The organism is Hydrogenophaga sp. PML113 (genome assembly GCF_001777155.1).
GTDB classification, from domain to species: Bacteria; Pseudomonadota; Gammaproteobacteria; order Burkholderiales; family Burkholderiaceae_C; genus Hydrogenophaga; species Hydrogenophaga borbori.
Genome location: NZ_MIYM01000001.1, coordinates 490,554 through 504,985 on the forward strand (window position 1 = coordinate 490,554; position 14,432 = coordinate 504,985).

Here is a 14,432-nt window from a genome sequence, read left to right on the forward strand (position 1 = left end):
GTCAGGCGGTGTCTTTCGCGAGCTGCTCAAGGAGGTGGTCGAAGGCCAGCACGCTCAGTTCGATGTCGTCGCTGGTGCTGCTTTCCAGGGGGTTGTGGCTGATGCCGCTGTTTTCGCCGCGCACGAACAGCATGGCCTGCGGCATCACCTCGTGCAGCTTCATGGCGTCGTGGCCGGCGCCGCTGGGCATGCGGTGCACCGGCAGGCCCAGCGCGGCCACGGCCTTTTCCCAGCGGGCCTGCCAGTCGGGGTGGCTGGGGGCGGCGGAAGCGGCCATGGTGCGCTCCAGGCGCTGGCCCAGACCGCGGCGTTCGCAGATGGCGCTGAGCTCGGCGAGCACGTCGCGCTCCAGCGCGTCGCGCTGGGCGTCGCTGGGCGCGCGCAGGTCGAGCGAAAACTGGCAGCGCCCGGGCACCACGTTGATGGAGCCACCGGGCACGTTGAGCAGGCCGATGGTGGCGACCGAGTCGCCGTCCTGGGCGGCGCGCCGCTCCAGGTAGAGCGCGAGCTCGGCCACGGCGCAGGCGGCGTCGCGGCGGCGGTCCATGGGCGTGGTGCCGGCGTGGCTGGCCATGCCGATGACCTCGCCCACGTGACGCACGCCGGCGTTGATGGAGGTCACCACGGCCAGCGGCAGGCCCATCTCGTTGAGCACCGGGCCCTGCTCGATGTGCACCTCGACGAAACCCAGGTAGCGCGACGGGTCGCGGCGCAGCGCGCCGATGGCGTCCAGCGTGCCCGGCAGGCCGGCGGCGCGCATGGCGTCCTGCAGGCGCACGCCGTCGGCGTCGGTCTGGTCCATCCAGGCGGGGTTGAAGTCGCCGGTGAGCGCGCCCGAGCCCAGAAAGGTGGCCTTGTAGCGCTGGCCTTCCTCTTCCGAGAACGCCACGACCTCGACGCCGAAGGGCAGGCGCCGGCCGGCTTGGTGGAGGCGCTGCACGCAGGCCAGCGGCACGAAGATGCCGAGCCGGCCGTCGTACTTGCCGCCGTTGCGCACGGTGTCGAAGTGGCTGCCGGTGAGCAGGCGCTTCGCATCGGGCATGGCTCCGTGGTACACGCCGACCACGTTGCCCACCGCGTCGATGGAGACCTCGTCGAAGCCGCATTCGCGCATGCGCGCCATCAGCTCCTGCTGGCAGGCCTGGTGCGCGGCGGTGAGGTAGGTGACGGTGAGCTGGCCGCTCTCCTTGAACCCCGGGTCGCTGTGGCGCGCCAGGTCTTCGTGCCAGTCCCACACGTGGTGGCCCAGCGCGGGTTCGGCGCCGAACTTGTCGGCCAGGCGGATCTCGGCGATGCGGTGGATGTTGCGCAAGGCCTCTTCGCGCTCGAAGTCCACCGGGTTGTGCAGGCGGCGCTGGAAGGTGGCGATGATCTGCTGGCGCGTGAAGCCGCTGCCGCGCGGCCCGCGCACCGCGAGGATGAAGGGAAAGCCGAAGCGCGCGTTGTAGTCGGCGTTGAGCTTCTGCAGCGCCTGGAACTCCTCGGGCGTGCAGTGCGTGAGGCCGGCGCGGCTTTGCTCGCCCGTGCTTTCGCTGGTGAGGGTCTGGGCCACCATGGCCTTGCCCGCCAATTCCGGGTGGGCGCGGATCAGCGACAGCTGCTCGTCGCGCGTGGCCTGGGCCACCGCCTGCACCAAGGCCCACTTGAGTGCGGCCAGGCTGGCGAAGGGGCGCTGGGCCAGCGTGCGTTCCACCACCCAGGGCGAGTGTTCGTACAGGCCGTCGAGCAGGCGCAGGGCTTCGTCGGGCGCGGCGGCGTTGAAGGTGTCGAGCGTGAGGGCCATGGTGTCAGACCGTGAATGGGTGTTGGGCACGCCAGTGGCGCGCGATGTCCAGGCGGCGCGCGACCCACACGCGGTCGTGCGACTGGATGTGGTCCAGGAAGCGTTGCAGCGCGGTGAAACGCCCGGGCCGGCCGAGCAGGCGGCAGTGCATGCCGATGCTCATCATCTTGGGCCGGTCCAGGCCGTCCGGGTCGCCCTCGGCGTAGAGCGTGTCGAAGGTGTCCTTCATGTACTGAAAGAAGGGATCGGCGTGCGAATAGCCCTGCGGCAGCGCGAAGCGCATGTCGTTGCAGTCCAGGGTGTAGGGCACGATGAGCTGGTGCGCGTCGCTGCCGTCGCTCTTGCGCACCTTCATCCAGAAGGGCAGGTCGTCGCCGTAGTAGTCGCTGTCGTACTCGAAGCCGCCGAAGTCGGCCACCAGGCGGCGCGTGTTCGGGCTGTCGCGCCCGGTGTACCAGCCCAGCGGGCGCTGGCCCGTCAGCGCCGTGAGCAGGCGCATGGCCTCGGCCATGTGGGCGCGTTCGGTGGCCTCGTCCACGTTCTGGTAGTGGATCCACTTGAGGCCGTGGCAGGCGATGTCGTGGCCGAGTTCGGTGAAGGCGGCGCAGACCTCGGGGTGGCGTTGCAGCGCCTGCGCCACGCCGAACACGGTGAGCGGCAGGCCGCGGCACTCAAACTCGCGCAGCAGGCGCCAGACGCCGGCGCGCGAGCCGTACTCGTAGATGCCCTCCATGCTGATGTGCCGCGCGGGGTAGGCCGCGGGGTTGAACATCTCGGAGAGAAACTGCTCGGAGGCGGCGTCGCCGTGCAGCACGCTGTTCTCGCCGCCTTCCTCGTAGTTGAGGACGAACTGCACGGCGATGCGCGCGCCGCCGGGCCAGCGGGCGTGCGGCACATCGCGGCCGTAGCCGATGAGGTCGCGCGGGTAGGGGGCGGTGGCGTCGTAGGTCATGAAGGGGCTCAGGACAGGGCGAGCGAGAGGTCGTTGGCGGGCCGGGGGCGGTCGAAGGCCAGGCTGGCCTCGACGTGCTGCAGGTGCTCTTCCATCAGGCGCACGGCCAGGGCTTCGTCGCGACCGGCCAGTGCCTTGACGATGGCGGCGTGCTCGTCGCACGAATCGGCGGCGGCCTCGCTGCTTTGGTACATGAGCGTGATGAGCGCGCAGCGCGAGATCAGGTCGCGCAGCAGGTCCGACAGCACGCGGTTGCCCATGAGTTCGGCCATGCGCACATGGAAGTCCCCCAGCAGCTCGGTGCGGCCGGGCACGTCCTGACGGAGCACGGCCTGGCGCTCCTGCGCCAGGTGCTCGCGCAGGGCGCGCAGGGTGGCTGGCGTGGCCTGGCGGGCGAAGGCGCGGGTCATTTCCACCTCGAGCATGCGGCGCACGGCGAAGACCTGGCGGGCCTCGTCGGCCGAGGGCGTGGACACGAAGGCGCCGCGCGCGGGCTCCAGGCGGATGAGGCGGTTCTGGGACAGCTGGAACAGGGCCTGCCTGACCAGGGTGCGCGAAACGCCGAAGTGATCGGCGAGCTTCTGCTCGGCGAGCTTGGTGCCCGGGCGCAGCCGGTGTTCGACGATGGCGCGCGTGAGGGCGTCGACGATCTGGGCCGTGCTGGACGTTTCCATGCGCCGCATGATAGCCAGATTCGCGCCAAAGTGTATACACTTTCGGTCGACCAAATTCACAGGAGAACGCGGCCATGGGCTTGAGCACCCACGTACTGGACACGATGCACGGTTGCCCGGCGGCGGGCATGGCGGTGGCGCTCTATGCCACGCAGGGCGAGCAGGCGACGCTGATCAAGCGCTTCACGCTCAATGCGGACGGGCGCAACCCGGATGGCCCCTTGCTGGACAACGCCTCGCTGAAGGTGGGGACCTACCGGCTGGTGTTCGATGTGAAGGACTACTTCGACGCCCGCGGCGTCGACCTGCCGCAGCCCCGCTTCCTGGACCGCGTGGCGCTGGACTTCGGCGTGGCGCGGGTGGACCAGCACTACCACGTGCCGCTGCTGGTGAGCCCCTGGGCCTACTCCACCTACCGCGGCAGCTGAGCCGCCGCGGCGGCCGCGTGGCCGGCGCGCCGCCAACAAGAAGGCCCGCGCGAAGCGGGCCTTGAAAACGTCTCAAACCACGGAGATCACTTGTTGCGCTGTCCTTCGGTCAGCGTGTCGAGTTGGAAGTTGCCGCTCTTGTCCCAGAGCCACACGTCGGTGTAGGTGACGCGGCCCATGCGCACCGGCGCCGGGAAAGGAGCCGCGGCGCGCACCGTGCGCTCGATCTCGCGCATCACGTCGGGCGCGTGGCTGGGCGCCCGCATCCAGCTCACCTGGCGGACCTCGCCGATGTCGTCCACCTCGACCTGCAGCACGCCCACGGCGTGCAGCAGCGGCGGCAGCTGGCCCTTGTAGATGCGGTGGCCGTTGCGGGCGTAGATGTGGCGCGCGCCGTCCTTGCGGTAGTCGGTCGCCGAGGCGGCTTGCGAGATGAACTTGGGGGTGGGGCGCTGGCTCACGGGCGGTGGCGGCGGTGCGGGTACCGGCGCGGGTGGGGGGGGAGGGGGCGGCGGGGGCGGCAGCGGCGCCGCGCAGGCGGCCAGCAGGGCGGCGATCGTCAGGCCGGTCCAGCGCAGCGCGCTGGCCCGGGGGGCGTCGGAGCGGGCGGGGGCGGAGGGCTTCTTGTCTCGGGTGCTCATGCGTTTCTCTCAGCGGGGCCGGCCTCGCCATACCGCGGGGCCGATGGAGTGTATGTGCGAAACCGCACACGGTGCCAATCACTACGGCCGATACTGGCGGCCCTTGGGTTTCTCTTACAGATCCATACAGCTTTGTCGACAGGAACGCCACACATGGCGGGTGAGCTGCAGACCTTTCTTCGCCGCTTGCGCGACGAGCCCGCCGTGCTGGTGACGGTGCGCGCCTCGCGTGGTTCGGTGCCCCGCGAGGCCGGCACCTGGATGGCGGTGTTTCGCAACGACACCATCGACACCATCGGCGGCGGACACCTGGAATGGGACGCGATGCGCCGCGCGCGCGAGATGCTGGCGCGACGCGCGGTCCAGCCATCCGTGCAGTCGGTCACGCTCGGCCCCAGCCTGGGCCAGTGCTGCGGTGGGGCGCTGGAACTTTCGTATCAACCCGTCGGCGCCGCCGACGCGCCGGCGCTGCGCGAGCGCCTGGGCATGGCCCTGAGGCCGGTGGCGCTGTTTGGCGGTGGGCACGTGGGCCGCGCGCTGGTGCGCGCGCTCGCGCCGCTGCCTTTCGCCATCACCTGGATCGACAGCCGCGACGAGGCCTTTCCCGACCCGCTGCCCGAGGGTGTGGCGGCCGAGCATTCCGACCCGGTGCAGGCCGCCGTGCCGGCGCTGGCCAGCGGCTCGCTGGTGCTGGTCATGAGCTTTTCGCACGCGGAGGACCTGGACATCGTGGCGGCCTGCCTGCGCCGCCTGCGCGAACGCGACGACCTCGGCTTCATTGGCCTCATCGGCAGCCGCACCAAGTGGGCCACCTTCCGCCACCGGCTGGCGGAGCGCGGCTTCGGCGAAGAAGAGCTGGCGCGCGTGACCTGCCCGATCGGTCTGCCCGGCATCACCGGCAAGGCGCCGGCCGTGATCGCGGCGGCCGTGGTGGCGCAGTTGTTGCTGCTGACGTCGACGACCGCCGCGAGCGGCGTTTGAGCGCTGTCGGGCCGCTCCCAAGGCGCTCGGCCCCGCAGTGCGCAGCATGGCGGGTCGTCCATTGAAACCGCTACACTGCGGGCCTTCTGTGGTCGCAGCGGAGCCGGTGCAACGCACCGTGTATCGCGGCCCTCGGTCGGCTCAGAGCGCCCGCGGTGGTGAGTCGAAACGCCGGATGGCCCAAGGCCATCCCTTGAACGAGGTGCCATGGAAACCTACCTGCTCGACTGGGCCAACCTGCTGTTGCGCTGGCTGCACGTCATCGTCGCCATCGCCTGGATCGGCTCCTCCTTCTATTTCGTTTTCCTCGACAGCAGCCTCACGCCGCCCGAGGACGAGGCGCTGCGCCGCGACGGCGCCACCGGCGAGCTGTGGGCCGTGCACGGCGGCGGCTTCTACCACCCGGTGAAGTACGCGGTCTCGCCGCCGCAGCTGCCGGGCCACCTGCACTGGTTCTTCTGGGAAAGCTACTCCACCTGGCTCTCGGGCTTTGCGCTGTTTCTGGTGTCTTATCTGTGGAGCCCCAAGGTCTACCTGATCGATCCGCAGGTCTTCGACTGGTCGCCTGGCGCGGCCATCGCCACCGCGCTGGCCTTCCTGGTGGTGTTCTGGCTGGCCTACGACACCATCTGCCGCACCCTGGGGCAGACCAAGAACGGCGACGCCAAGGTGGGCGCGGCCGTGGCCGTGCTGGTGGCGGTGGCCGCGCTGCTGGCCACCTCGCTGTTCGCGGGGCGGGCGGCCTTCCTGCTGGTGGGCGCCATGATCGCCACGGCCATGAGCGCCAACGTGTTCTTCTGGATCATCCCGGGCCAGCGCAAGGTGGTGGCCGCGCTCAAGGCCGGCCTGCCGGTGGACCCCATCCATGGCCAGCGCGGCAAGCAGCGCAGCGTGCACAACACCTACTTCACGCTGCCGGTGCTGTTCGCCATGCTGAGCAACCACTACAGCTTCACCTATGCGAACCCGCACAACGGCTGGGTGCTGATCGCCATGATGGCCGCGGGCGCGGCGATCCGGCAGTTCTTCGTGCTGCGCCACGGCTTCAAGCTGGGCCGCAACCCGCACCCCTGGAAGTACGCGCTGGCGGGCGTGGTGGTGTTGATCGGCGTGATCGTCTGGCTCAAGCCCGCGCCGTCCGCCCCGGTGGCCGAGCGGCCGGCGGTGAGCGCGGCCCGGGTGCAGGCCGTGGTGGCGCAGCGCTGCGTGATGTGCCATGGCGAGGCCCTGCAGTCCAAGGGCGTTCGGCTGGACAGCCCGGCCGAACTCCAGCGCCACGCGCAGGCGGTGTACCAGCAGGCCGTGGTCACCAAGGTGATGCCCATCAACAACGCCACCGGCATCACCGACGAGGAGCGCGCGCTGATCGGTGACTGGTTCCGCGCCGGCGCGCCCGCCGACTGAGGCGACCGGACGCATGCCCGGCGCCGGGCTCGGGCATGGGGAGGCGGGTTAACCTCGCGGGTGTTCCCCGCATCATTGACACCCGAGAGAGACCCACCATGAAAACGCGCGCCGCCGTGGCCTGGAAGGCCGGAGCCCCCCTCACCATCGAAACCGTGGACCTGCAAGGGCCGAAGGCCGGCGAGGTGCTGGTCGAGATCAAGGCCACCGGCATCTGCCACACCGACTACTACACGCTCTCGGGCGCCGACCCCGAGGGCCTGTTCCCCGCCATCCTGGGCCATGAGGGCGCGGGCATCGTGGTGGACGTGGGTCCGGGGGTGACCACGCTCAAGAAGGGCGACCACGTCATCCCGCTGTACACGCCCGAATGCCGCCAGTGCAAGTTCTGCCTGAGCCGCAAGACCAACCTGTGCCAGCTCATCCGCGGCACGCAGGGCAAGGGCCTGATGCCCGACGCCACCAGCCGCTTCAGCCTCGACGGCAAGCCCATCCTGCACTACATGGGCACCAGCACCTTCGCCAACCACACGGTGGTGCCCGAGATCGCGCTGGCCAAGATCCGCCCCGACGCGCCCTTCGACAAGGTCTGCTACATCGGCTGCGGCGTCACCACCGGCATCGGCGCGGTGCTGTTCACCGCCAAGGTGGAGGCGGGCGCCAACGTGGTCGTCTTCGGCCTGGGCGGCATCGGCCTGAACGTGATTCAGGGCGCCAAGATGGTGGGCGCCGACAAGATCATCGGCATCGACCTCAACCCCGAGCGCGAGGCGATGGCGAGGAAGTTCGGCATGACCCACTTCCTCAACCCCAAGGACCACGACAACATCGTCGACGCCATCGTGCAGCTCACCGACGGCGGCGCCGACTACAGCTTCGAGTGCATCGGCAACACGAAGGTGATGCGCCAGGCCCTGGAGTGCACGCACAAGGGCTGGGGCCGCAGCATCATCATCGGCGTGGCCGAGGCGGGCGCGGAGATCAGCACGCGGCCCTTCCAGCTCGTCACCGGCCGCAAGTGGGAGGGCTCGGCCTTCGGCGGCGCGCGCGGGCGCACCGACGTGCCCAAGATCGTCGACTGGTACATGGACGGCAAGATCAACATCGACGACCTCATCACGCACAAGCTCAAGCTGGAAGACATCAACGAGGGCTTCGCGCTGATGAAGCGCGGCGAGTCGATCCGCTCGGTGGTGGAGTTCTGATGGCCGTGGAGACGCTGAGCGAGCACCGCTGCTTCGGCGGCGTGCAGGGCTTCTACCGGCACGAGTCGGCCGCCATCGGCCTGCCGATGCGTTTTGGCGTGTTCCTGCCGCCGCAGGCGGCCAAGGGCCCGGTGCCGGTGCTGTTCTACCTGGCGGGGCTGACCTGCACCGAGGAAACCTTCGCCATCAAGGCCGGCGCGCAGCGCCTGGCGGCCAAGCTGGGCCTGGCCATCGTCACGCCCGACACCAGCCCGCGCGCCACCGGCATCGAGGGCGCCGACGCGGCCTGGGACTTCGGCCACGGCGCGGGCTTTTACCTCGACGCCAGCGAAGCGCCTTGGTCGCGTCACTTCCGCATGGAGCGTTGGATCGTGGAAGAACTGCGCGCGCTGGTGTTCGAGCGCTTCGCCCTGCGCCGCGACCGCGTCGGCGTGTTCGGCCACTCCATGGGTGGGCACGGCGCGCTCACGCTGGCGCTGCGCCACCCGTCGCTGTTCCAGAGCGTCTCGGCCTTCGCGCCGATCGCCGCGCCCACGCAGTGCCCCTGGGGCGAGAAGGCGTTCACCGGCTACCTGGGCGAGGACCGCGCCCGCTGGGCGGAGCACGACGCCACCGAGCTCATCCAGGCGGGCAAGCGCTGCCCGCCGCTGCTGATCGATCAGGGCCGCGCCGACCAGTTCCTGGCGGCGCAACTGCACCCGGACCGGCTTGAAGCCGCCTGCCGCGCCGCCGGCCAGCCGCTCACGCTGCGCTGGCACGAGGGCTACGACCACGGCTACTACTTCGTCCAGAGCGTGGTGGCCGATCACCTGCGGCACCACGTCAGGACCCTGGAAAAACTGGGCTGAGCCATGGTCCGCCGCTACGATCTCATCGCCTTCGACTGGGACGGCACGCTCTACGACTCCACGGCGGTCATCGCGCAGAGCATCCAGCGCGCCGTGGCCGACGTGGGCGGCACCGTGCCCACGCGCGAGCAGGCGAGTTACGTCATCGGCATGGGCCTGATGCAGGCCCTGGCGCATGCCGCGCCCGACGTGCCGCCCGACCTGTACCCGCGCCTGGGCGAGCGCTACCGCCACCACTACCTGGCCAGCCAGAACGAGCTCAGCCTGTTCGACGGCGTGCTGCCGCTGCTGCAGGCGCTCAAGGAACGGCAGCATTGGCTGGCCGTGGCCACCGGCAAGAGCCGGCGTGGGCTCGACGAGGTGCTGCGCACGGTGGAACTGAGCGGCGTGTTCGACGGCTCGCGCACGGCCGACGAAACGGCCGGCAAGCCCAGCCCACTGATGCTGCACCAGCTGATGCGCGAGTTCGGCGTCGAGCCCGAGCGCACGCTCATGATCGGCGACACCACGCACGACCTGCAGATGGCGGTGAACGCCGGCTGCGCGAGCGTGGGCGTGAGCTACGGCGCGCACGAGCCCGACGCCTTCCACGCCCTGGGGCCACGCTTCGTCGCGCACTCGGTGGCCGAACTGCACGGCTGGCTGCTCGAACACGCCTGAGGCCCGACCCGCATGGCGCCCGCCCCCGCCGACGACCTGCACCCGCTGTGCCACAGCCACGACCTGGTCGATGGCGGCCAGGGCGTGTCCTTCGACGTCAACTACGCGGGCCAGACCTGCCGGGCCTTCGCCATCCGCTACCAGGGCCGCGCGCACGCCTACCTGAACCGCTGCACGCACGTGGCCATGGAGCTGGACTGGCGTCCCGACCATTTCTTCGACGACAGCGCGCGCTGGCTGCTGTGTGCCACGCACGGCGCGGTGTACGCGCCCGACACCGGCGAATGCCGCGGCGGCCCCTGCCGGGGTGGCTTGTTCCGGATCGAACTGGTGGAGCTCGACGGCGTGGTGCACTGGCGCTCCCAGTACCATCTCAAACCCGTGGAATTCTGAAAGCGAGCCCGTCGTGAACGAGGACTTCAACACCGCCGCCACCCCGCGCCCCGCCGGCGTTGCCTGGGAGCGCGAGGCCATCGAAAAGCTGCTGTTCGCCCAGCTCAAGGAGCAGCGCGCCGCGCGCCGCTGGAAGCTGTTTTTCCGCTTCGCCTGGCTGCTGGTGATCGGCGCCATCGTCTGGCTGGCCGTCAAGGCCGAGCACATGGCGGGCTCGCAGCCCAGCACGCCGCACACCGCGGTGATCGAAATCGAAGGCACCATCGGTGCCGGCGCCCAGGCCAGCGCGGAGAACGTGCTGCCCGCGCTGCGCCAGGCCTTCGAGGACCAGGGGGCCCAGGGCATCGTGCTGCTCATCAACTCGCCGGGCGGCAGCCCGGTGCAGGCCGGCATCATCAACGACGAGATCCGCCGCCTGAAGGGCCTGCACGACAAGAAGGTCTATGCCGTGGTGGAGGAAACCTGCGCCTCCGCGGCCTACTACATCGCGGCGGCGGCCGACGACATCTACGTCGACAAGGCCAGCCTGGTGGGCAGCATCGGCGTGCTGATGGACGGCTTCGGCTTCACGGGCCTGATGGACAAGCTGGGCGTGGAGCGGCGCCTGATGGTGGCGGGCCGCAACAAGGCCATGCTCGACCCCTTCAGCCCGCAGGACGAGCAGCAGAAAGCCTACCTGCAGGCCATGCTCGACGAGATCCACCTGCAGTTCATCGAGGTGGTGAAGCAGGGCCGCGGCAAGCGCCTGAAGGAAGACGCCGACACCTTCACCGGCCTGGTGTGGAGCGGCCAGCAGGCCGTGAGCCACGGCCTGGCCGATGGCTTGGGCAACCTCGACTACGTGGCGCGCGAGGTGATCAAGGCCGAGGAGGTGGTGGACTACACCCAGCGCGAGAACCTGGGCCTGCGCCTGGCGCGCCAGTTCGGCGCGAGCTTCGGCGAAGGGGCGTTCAAGGCGGCGCAGTCCGCCGGCATTCAGCTGCGGTAACCGTTCGGGTTCTCGCGCTGCCAGCGCCAGGCGTCGGCGCACATTTCATCGAGCGTGTGGCGCGATTGCCAGCCCAGCAGCTGGCGCGCCAGCGACGGGTCGGCCCAGCACTGGGCCACGTCGCCCGCGCGGCGCGGGGTCACGCGGTAGGGCACGGGCCGCCCACTGGCCTTCTCGAAGGCGGCCACCACTTCCAGCACGCTGTGGCCGCGCCCGGTGCCCAGGTTCACGGTGAAGCTCTCGCCCCGGCCCAGCAGGGCCTGGATGGCGGCGACGTGGCCGCGCGCCAGGTCCATCACGTGGATGAAGTCGCGCACGCCGGTGCCGTCGGGTGTGGGGTAGTCGCCGCCGAAGACGTTGAGGTGCTCGCGCGCGCCCACGGCCACCTGGGCCACGAAGGGCATCAGGTTGTTGGGGATGCCGGCCGGGTCCTCGCCGATCAGGCCGCTTTCGTGCGCGCCCACCGGGTTGAAGTAGCGCAGCGTGCCGATGCGCCAGTGCGGCTGCGCGGTCTGCAGCGCCTGAAGCATGTCCTCGATGACCAGCTTGGTGTGGCCGTAGGGGTTGGTGTGGCTGCGCGCGAAGTCTTCGGTGATGGGCACGCGCACCGGGTCGCCATAGACCGTGGCGCTGCTGGAGAACACCAGTGTGGGTGGCTGCGAGGGGTCTTCGGCGGCCAGCGCCGACATGGCCTGCAGCAGGCTGGTGGCGCCGCCCAGGTTGTTGCGGTAGTACTTGAGCGGATCGGCCACGCTCTCGCCCACAGCCTTGTCGCCCGCGAAGTGCACGACGCCCGCCGGGCGGTGGCGGCGCAGCACCTCGGTGAGCCAGGGCGTGTCCAGCACGTCGCCGCGCTCCAGTGGCAGGGCTTGGCCGGTGATGCGTTGCAGGCGCTCCATCACCACCGGGTGGCTGTTGGCGAAGTTGTCGAGCACGATGGGCGCGTAGCCAGCCTCGACCAGGGCCACGGCGGTGTGGCTGCCGATGTAGCCGGCGCCGCCGGTGAGCAGGATCTTCATGCGGGTGCCTATTGGGGTTTGGGCTCGCGGCCGTAGACGTCCTCGAGGCGCACGATGTCGTCCTCGCCGAGGTAGGCGCCGGATTGCACCTCGATCATCTCCAGTTCCATCTTGCCGGGGTTGTGCAGGCGGTGCACCTCGCCGATGGGGATGTAGGTGGACTGGTTCTCCGACAACAGGAACACCTCCTGGCCGCGCGTGACCTCGGCCGTGCCCTTGACCACGATCCAGTGCTCGGCGCGGTGGTGGTGCTTCTGCAGGCTCAGCGAGGCGCCGGGTTTGACGCCGATGCGCTTGACCTGGAAGCGTGCCCCCGTATCGATGCTGTCGTACCAGCCCCAGGGTCGCGCCACGCGGCGGTGCGCGGCGGCCTGCGGCACGTCGCTCTTGGCCAGATGGGCCACCACGTCCTTCACCTGTTCGGCGTGGTCGCGCTGGGCCACGAGCAGGGCGTCGGGTGTGTCGACGATGAGCAGGTCGTGCGTACCCAGCGCCACCACGGGCCGGTGCGGCGCGTGGATGAAGGTGTTGGCCGCGCGCAGGGCATGGCCCTGGCCCTGCACGCGGTTGCCGTTGCCGTCGGCGGGCGCGAGGTCGGCCACGGCGTTCCAGCTGCCCACGTCGCTCCACTGGCCCTGGAAGGGCACCACGGCCACGTCGTCGTGCGGCTCCATCACGGCGTAGTCGATGCTCTGCGAGCGGCACGCCAGGAAAGGCTCGGCCACCGGGCGCACGAAGCGGCAGCGGCCCACGGACTCTTCCTTGGGCGCGGCCATGGCCTGCTCGCAGGCGACCCAGATGTCGTTCGCGTGGCGCTGCAGCGCGGCCCGCAGGGTGGCCGCGCTGGCCAGGAAGATGCCCGCGTTCCACAGCACGCCGCCTTGCAGCAGAAGCGCCTGCGCGGCCTCGGCAGCGGGCTTTTCGATGAAGCGGGCCACGCGGCGGCTGCCGTCGGGGCGCGGCTCACCCTGGGCGATGTAGCCGTAGGCCGTGCTGGGGAAGGTGGGCATCACGCCGAAGGTGACGATGGCGCCAGCCTGCGCCGCGGCCGCGCCTTGCCGCACGGTGTCGGCGAAGGCCACGGCGTCGGGGATGTGGTGGTCCGCCGGGCAGAACAGCAGCAGCCCGCTGCCGTCGCCATCGCGCAGGGCCTGCAGCGTGGCCAGAGCCATGGCGGCCGCGGTGTTGCGCGCGGCGGGCTCCAGCAGCAGCGTGCCGCCCTGGCCGCCCGACTCGATGGCGTCGGCCACCAGGAAGCGGTGCTCGTCGGCGGCTACGCACAGGGGCGGCTGTGCGCTCCAGGCCACACGGTCCAAGGTAAGGCGAAGTAAAGATTTGTTGCCCACCAGCGGGACGAACTGCTTGGGAAAACTCTGGCGCGACAGGGGCCACAGGCGGGTGCCCGAGCCGCCACACAGGATGACGGGAGTGATCTGCATTCGTGTGTATCCGGGAAGACCGCGCGTGATGCTGCGGTGCGGTGGCGTGCCGGGTCGCGGGCACGGGCCGTGGGTATTATGGTCAGCTTGTTTGTCAAATCGCTCGGGAGCAGTGCACGACATGACGACGATTCGTAAAGCCGTATTTCCCGTGGGTGGCCTGGGCACCCGGTTCCTGCCCGCCACCAAGGCCATTCCCAAGGAGATGCTGCCCGTGGTGGACAAGCCGCTGATGCAGTACGCCGTGGAAGAGGCCTACGCGGCCGGCATCCGCGAAATGATCTTCGTCACCGGCCGCAACAAGCGGGCCATCGAGGACCATTTCGACGTCGCCTACGAACTGGAGACCGAGCTGGAGGCGGCGGGCAAGGGCGCGCTGCTCAACCTGGTGACGTCCATCAAGCCCGACGACATGGACTGCTTCTACGTGCGCCAGCCGCGCGCGCTGGGCCTGGGCCATGCGGTGTTGTGCGCCGAGCGCCTGGTGGGCGACGAGCCCTTCGCCGTGCTGCTGGCCGACGACCTGATGCTGGGCAAGGACCAGCTCAGCGGCGGTGCCACCGTGCTGGCGCAGATGGTCAAGGCCTACGAGCGCAGCCCGGGCGCCGTGCTGGCCGTGCAGGACGTGCCGCGCGCCGAGACCAAGCGCTATGGCGTGGTCGACGTGCACGGCGCGAACGCCGCGCTGGCCGAGGTCTTCGCCATGGTGGAAAAGCCCGCGCCCGAGAAGGCACCGTCCACCCTGGCGGTGGCCGGGCGCTACATCCTCACGCCGGCGGTGTTTGAGAGCATCCGCCAGCAGCCGCGCGGCGCGGGGGGCGAGATCCAGCTCACCGACGGCATCGCCGCGCTGATCGGCAAGGAGCGCGTGCAGGCCTACCGCTACGAAGGCCGGCGCTACGACTGCGGCAGCAAGGAAGGCTTCCTGGAAGCCACCATCGACCTCGCCCTGGCCAATCCCGAGCTGAGTGGCTCGGTGCGCGCGCACCTGCAGCGCGTGATGGGCTGAGGCCCGTC

15 protein-coding genes are annotated in these 14,432 nt (G+C 70.2%); 9 read left to right on the top strand and 6 right to left on the bottom strand.

Annotated elements, in window-relative coordinates; all coding sequences use genetic code 11:
* Position 1: 1 nt before the first annotated feature.
* Genes uraD through BHU06_RS02245 form a run of 3 tightly spaced genes read right to left on the bottom strand, consistent with a single transcriptional unit; the run spans position 2 to position 3,418 of the window.
* The gene (uraD, locus tag BHU06_RS02235) at positions 2–1,783 is read right to left on the bottom strand and encodes a 2-oxo-4-hydroxy-4-carboxy-5-ureidoimidazoline decarboxylase (protein ID WP_070397499.1); all 1,782 of its coding nucleotides are present in this window, start codon (positions 1,781–1,783) and stop codon (positions 2–4) included.
* Positions 1,784–1,787: 4 nt separating this feature from the next.
* Positions 1,788–2,735 carry an allantoinase PuuE gene (gene puuE, locus BHU06_RS02240; RefSeq protein WP_070397500.1) on the bottom strand — a complete coding sequence of 316 codons (948 nt, stop codon included), beginning with the start codon at positions 2,733–2,735 and terminating at the stop codon, positions 1,788–1,790.
* Positions 2,736–2,743: 8 nt separating this feature from the next.
* Positions 2,744–3,418 (bottom strand): GntR family transcriptional regulator, encoded by a 675-nt coding sequence (locus BHU06_RS02245; RefSeq protein WP_070397501.1) that lies wholly within the window; start codon positions 3,416–3,418, stop codon positions 2,744–2,746.
* Positions 3,419–3,483: 65 nt separating this feature from the next.
* Here BHU06_RS02245 and uraH point away from each other — a divergent pair, with 65 nt between their 5' ends.
* Positions 3,484–3,837, top strand: a complete 354-nt coding sequence (gene uraH / locus BHU06_RS02250) for a hydroxyisourate hydrolase (RefSeq protein WP_070397502.1) — start codon at positions 3,484–3,486, stop codon at positions 3,835–3,837.
* Between the two features lie 86 nt (positions 3,838–3,923).
* Here uraH and BHU06_RS02255 read toward each other — a convergent pair whose 3' ends face one another.
* Positions 3,924–4,478 (bottom strand): hypothetical protein, encoded by a 555-nt coding sequence (locus BHU06_RS02255; RefSeq protein WP_239478164.1) that lies wholly within the window; start codon positions 4,476–4,478, stop codon positions 3,924–3,926.
* Between the two features lie 153 nt (positions 4,479–4,631).
* Here BHU06_RS02255 and xdhC point away from each other — a divergent pair, with 153 nt between their 5' ends.
* From xdhC to BHU06_RS02290, 7 genes are all read left to right on the top strand, one after another.
* Positions 4,632–5,459, top strand: coding sequence for a xanthine dehydrogenase accessory protein XdhC (gene xdhC, locus BHU06_RS02260; protein ID WP_070397503.1), 828 nt, complete (start codon positions 4,632–4,634; stop codon positions 5,457–5,459).
* A gap of 207 nt (positions 5,460–5,666) precedes the next feature.
* Positions 5,667–6,863, top strand: a complete 1,197-nt coding sequence (locus tag BHU06_RS02265) for a urate hydroxylase PuuD (RefSeq protein WP_070397504.1) — start codon at positions 5,667–5,669, stop codon at positions 6,861–6,863.
* 98 nt (positions 6,864–6,961) lie between these two features.
* A complete protein-coding gene (locus BHU06_RS02270; RefSeq protein ID WP_070397505.1) occupies positions 6,962–8,068 on the top strand; it encodes an S-(hydroxymethyl)glutathione dehydrogenase/class III alcohol dehydrogenase in 1,107 nt (368 codons plus the stop codon).
* Entirely contained in the window at positions 8,068–8,916 is an 849-nt protein-coding gene (gene fghA, locus BHU06_RS02275; RefSeq protein ID WP_070397506.1) for an S-formylglutathione hydrolase, read from the top strand. Before BHU06_RS02270 ends, fghA begins: the two co-directional genes overlap by 1 nt.
* 3 nt (positions 8,917–8,919) lie before the next feature.
* A complete protein-coding gene (locus tag BHU06_RS02280) occupies positions 8,920–9,576 on the top strand; it encodes an HAD family hydrolase (RefSeq protein ID WP_070397507.1) in 657 nt (218 codons plus the stop codon).
* A gap of 12 nt (positions 9,577–9,588) precedes the next feature.
* Entirely contained in the window at positions 9,589–9,969 is a 381-nt protein-coding gene (locus BHU06_RS02285; protein ID WP_070397508.1) for a Rieske 2Fe-2S domain-containing protein, read from the top strand.
* Positions 9,970–9,982: 13 nt separating this feature from the next.
* Positions 9,983–10,957, top strand: coding sequence for a S49 family peptidase (locus BHU06_RS02290; RefSeq protein WP_239478163.1), 975 nt, complete (start codon positions 9,983–9,985; stop codon positions 10,955–10,957).
* On the opposite strand, the gene galE is transcribed toward BHU06_RS02290, so the two are convergent.
* Both galE and BHU06_RS02300 read right to left on the bottom strand, forming a co-directional pair.
* On the bottom strand, positions 10,945–11,976 hold the full coding sequence (gene galE, locus BHU06_RS02295; protein ID WP_070397509.1) for a UDP-glucose 4-epimerase GalE: 1,032 nt from the start codon (positions 11,974–11,976) through the stop codon (positions 10,945–10,947). The genes BHU06_RS02290 and galE overlap by 13 nt on opposite strands.
* Positions 11,977–11,984: 8 nt before the next feature.
* The gene (locus BHU06_RS02300; protein ID WP_070397510.1) at positions 11,985–13,415 is read right to left on the bottom strand and encodes a mannose-1-phosphate guanylyltransferase/mannose-6-phosphate isomerase; all 1,431 of its coding nucleotides are present in this window, start codon (positions 13,413–13,415) and stop codon (positions 11,985–11,987) included.
* A 121-nt stretch (positions 13,416–13,536) separates the two neighbouring features.
* Here BHU06_RS02300 and galU point away from each other — a divergent pair, with 121 nt between their 5' ends.
* Positions 13,537–14,424, top strand: a complete 888-nt coding sequence (galU, locus tag BHU06_RS02305) for a UTP--glucose-1-phosphate uridylyltransferase GalU (protein ID WP_070397511.1) — start codon at positions 13,537–13,539, stop codon at positions 14,422–14,424.
* Positions 14,425–14,432: the final 8 nt, after the last annotated feature.

Excerpts from the sequence above, each read along its gene's own strand:
- uraD (WP_070397499.1), bottom strand. The coding sequence starts at position 1,783 with ATGGCCCTCACGCTCGACACCTTCAACGCCGCCGCGCCCGACGAAGCC.
- puuE (WP_070397500.1), bottom strand. The coding sequence starts at position 2,735 with ATGACCTACGACGCCACCGCCCCCTACCCGCGCGACCTCATCGGCTAC.
- BHU06_RS02245 (WP_070397501.1), bottom strand. The coding sequence starts at position 3,418 with ATGCGGCGCATGGAAACGTCCAGCACGGCCCAGATCGTCGACGCCCTC.
- uraH (WP_070397502.1), top strand. The coding sequence starts at position 3,484 with ATGGGCTTGAGCACCCACGTACTGGACACGATGCACGGTTGCCCGGCG.
- BHU06_RS02255 (WP_239478164.1), bottom strand. The coding sequence starts at position 4,478 with ATGAGCACCCGAGACAAGAAGCCCTCCGCCCCCGCCCGCTCCGACGCC.
- xdhC (WP_070397503.1), top strand. The coding sequence starts at position 4,632 with ATGGCGGGTGAGCTGCAGACCTTTCTTCGCCGCTTGCGCGACGAGCCC.
- BHU06_RS02265 (WP_070397504.1), top strand. The coding sequence starts at position 5,667 with ATGGAAACCTACCTGCTCGACTGGGCCAACCTGCTGTTGCGCTGGCTG.
- BHU06_RS02270 (WP_070397505.1), top strand. The coding sequence starts at position 6,962 with ATGAAAACGCGCGCCGCCGTGGCCTGGAAGGCCGGAGCCCCCCTCACC.
- fghA (WP_070397506.1), top strand. The coding sequence starts at position 8,068 with ATGGCCGTGGAGACGCTGAGCGAGCACCGCTGCTTCGGCGGCGTGCAG.
- BHU06_RS02280 (WP_070397507.1), top strand. The coding sequence starts at position 8,920 with ATGGTCCGCCGCTACGATCTCATCGCCTTCGACTGGGACGGCACGCTC.
- BHU06_RS02285 (WP_070397508.1), top strand. The coding sequence starts at position 9,589 with ATGGCGCCCGCCCCCGCCGACGACCTGCACCCGCTGTGCCACAGCCAC.
- galE (WP_070397509.1), bottom strand. The coding sequence starts at position 11,976 with ATGAAGATCCTGCTCACCGGCGGCGCCGGCTACATCGGCAGCCACACC.
- BHU06_RS02300 (WP_070397510.1), bottom strand. The coding sequence starts at position 13,415 with ATGCAGATCACTCCCGTCATCCTGTGTGGCGGCTCGGGCACCCGCCTG.
- galU (WP_070397511.1), top strand. The coding sequence starts at position 13,537 with ATGACGACGATTCGTAAAGCCGTATTTCCCGTGGGTGGCCTGGGCACC.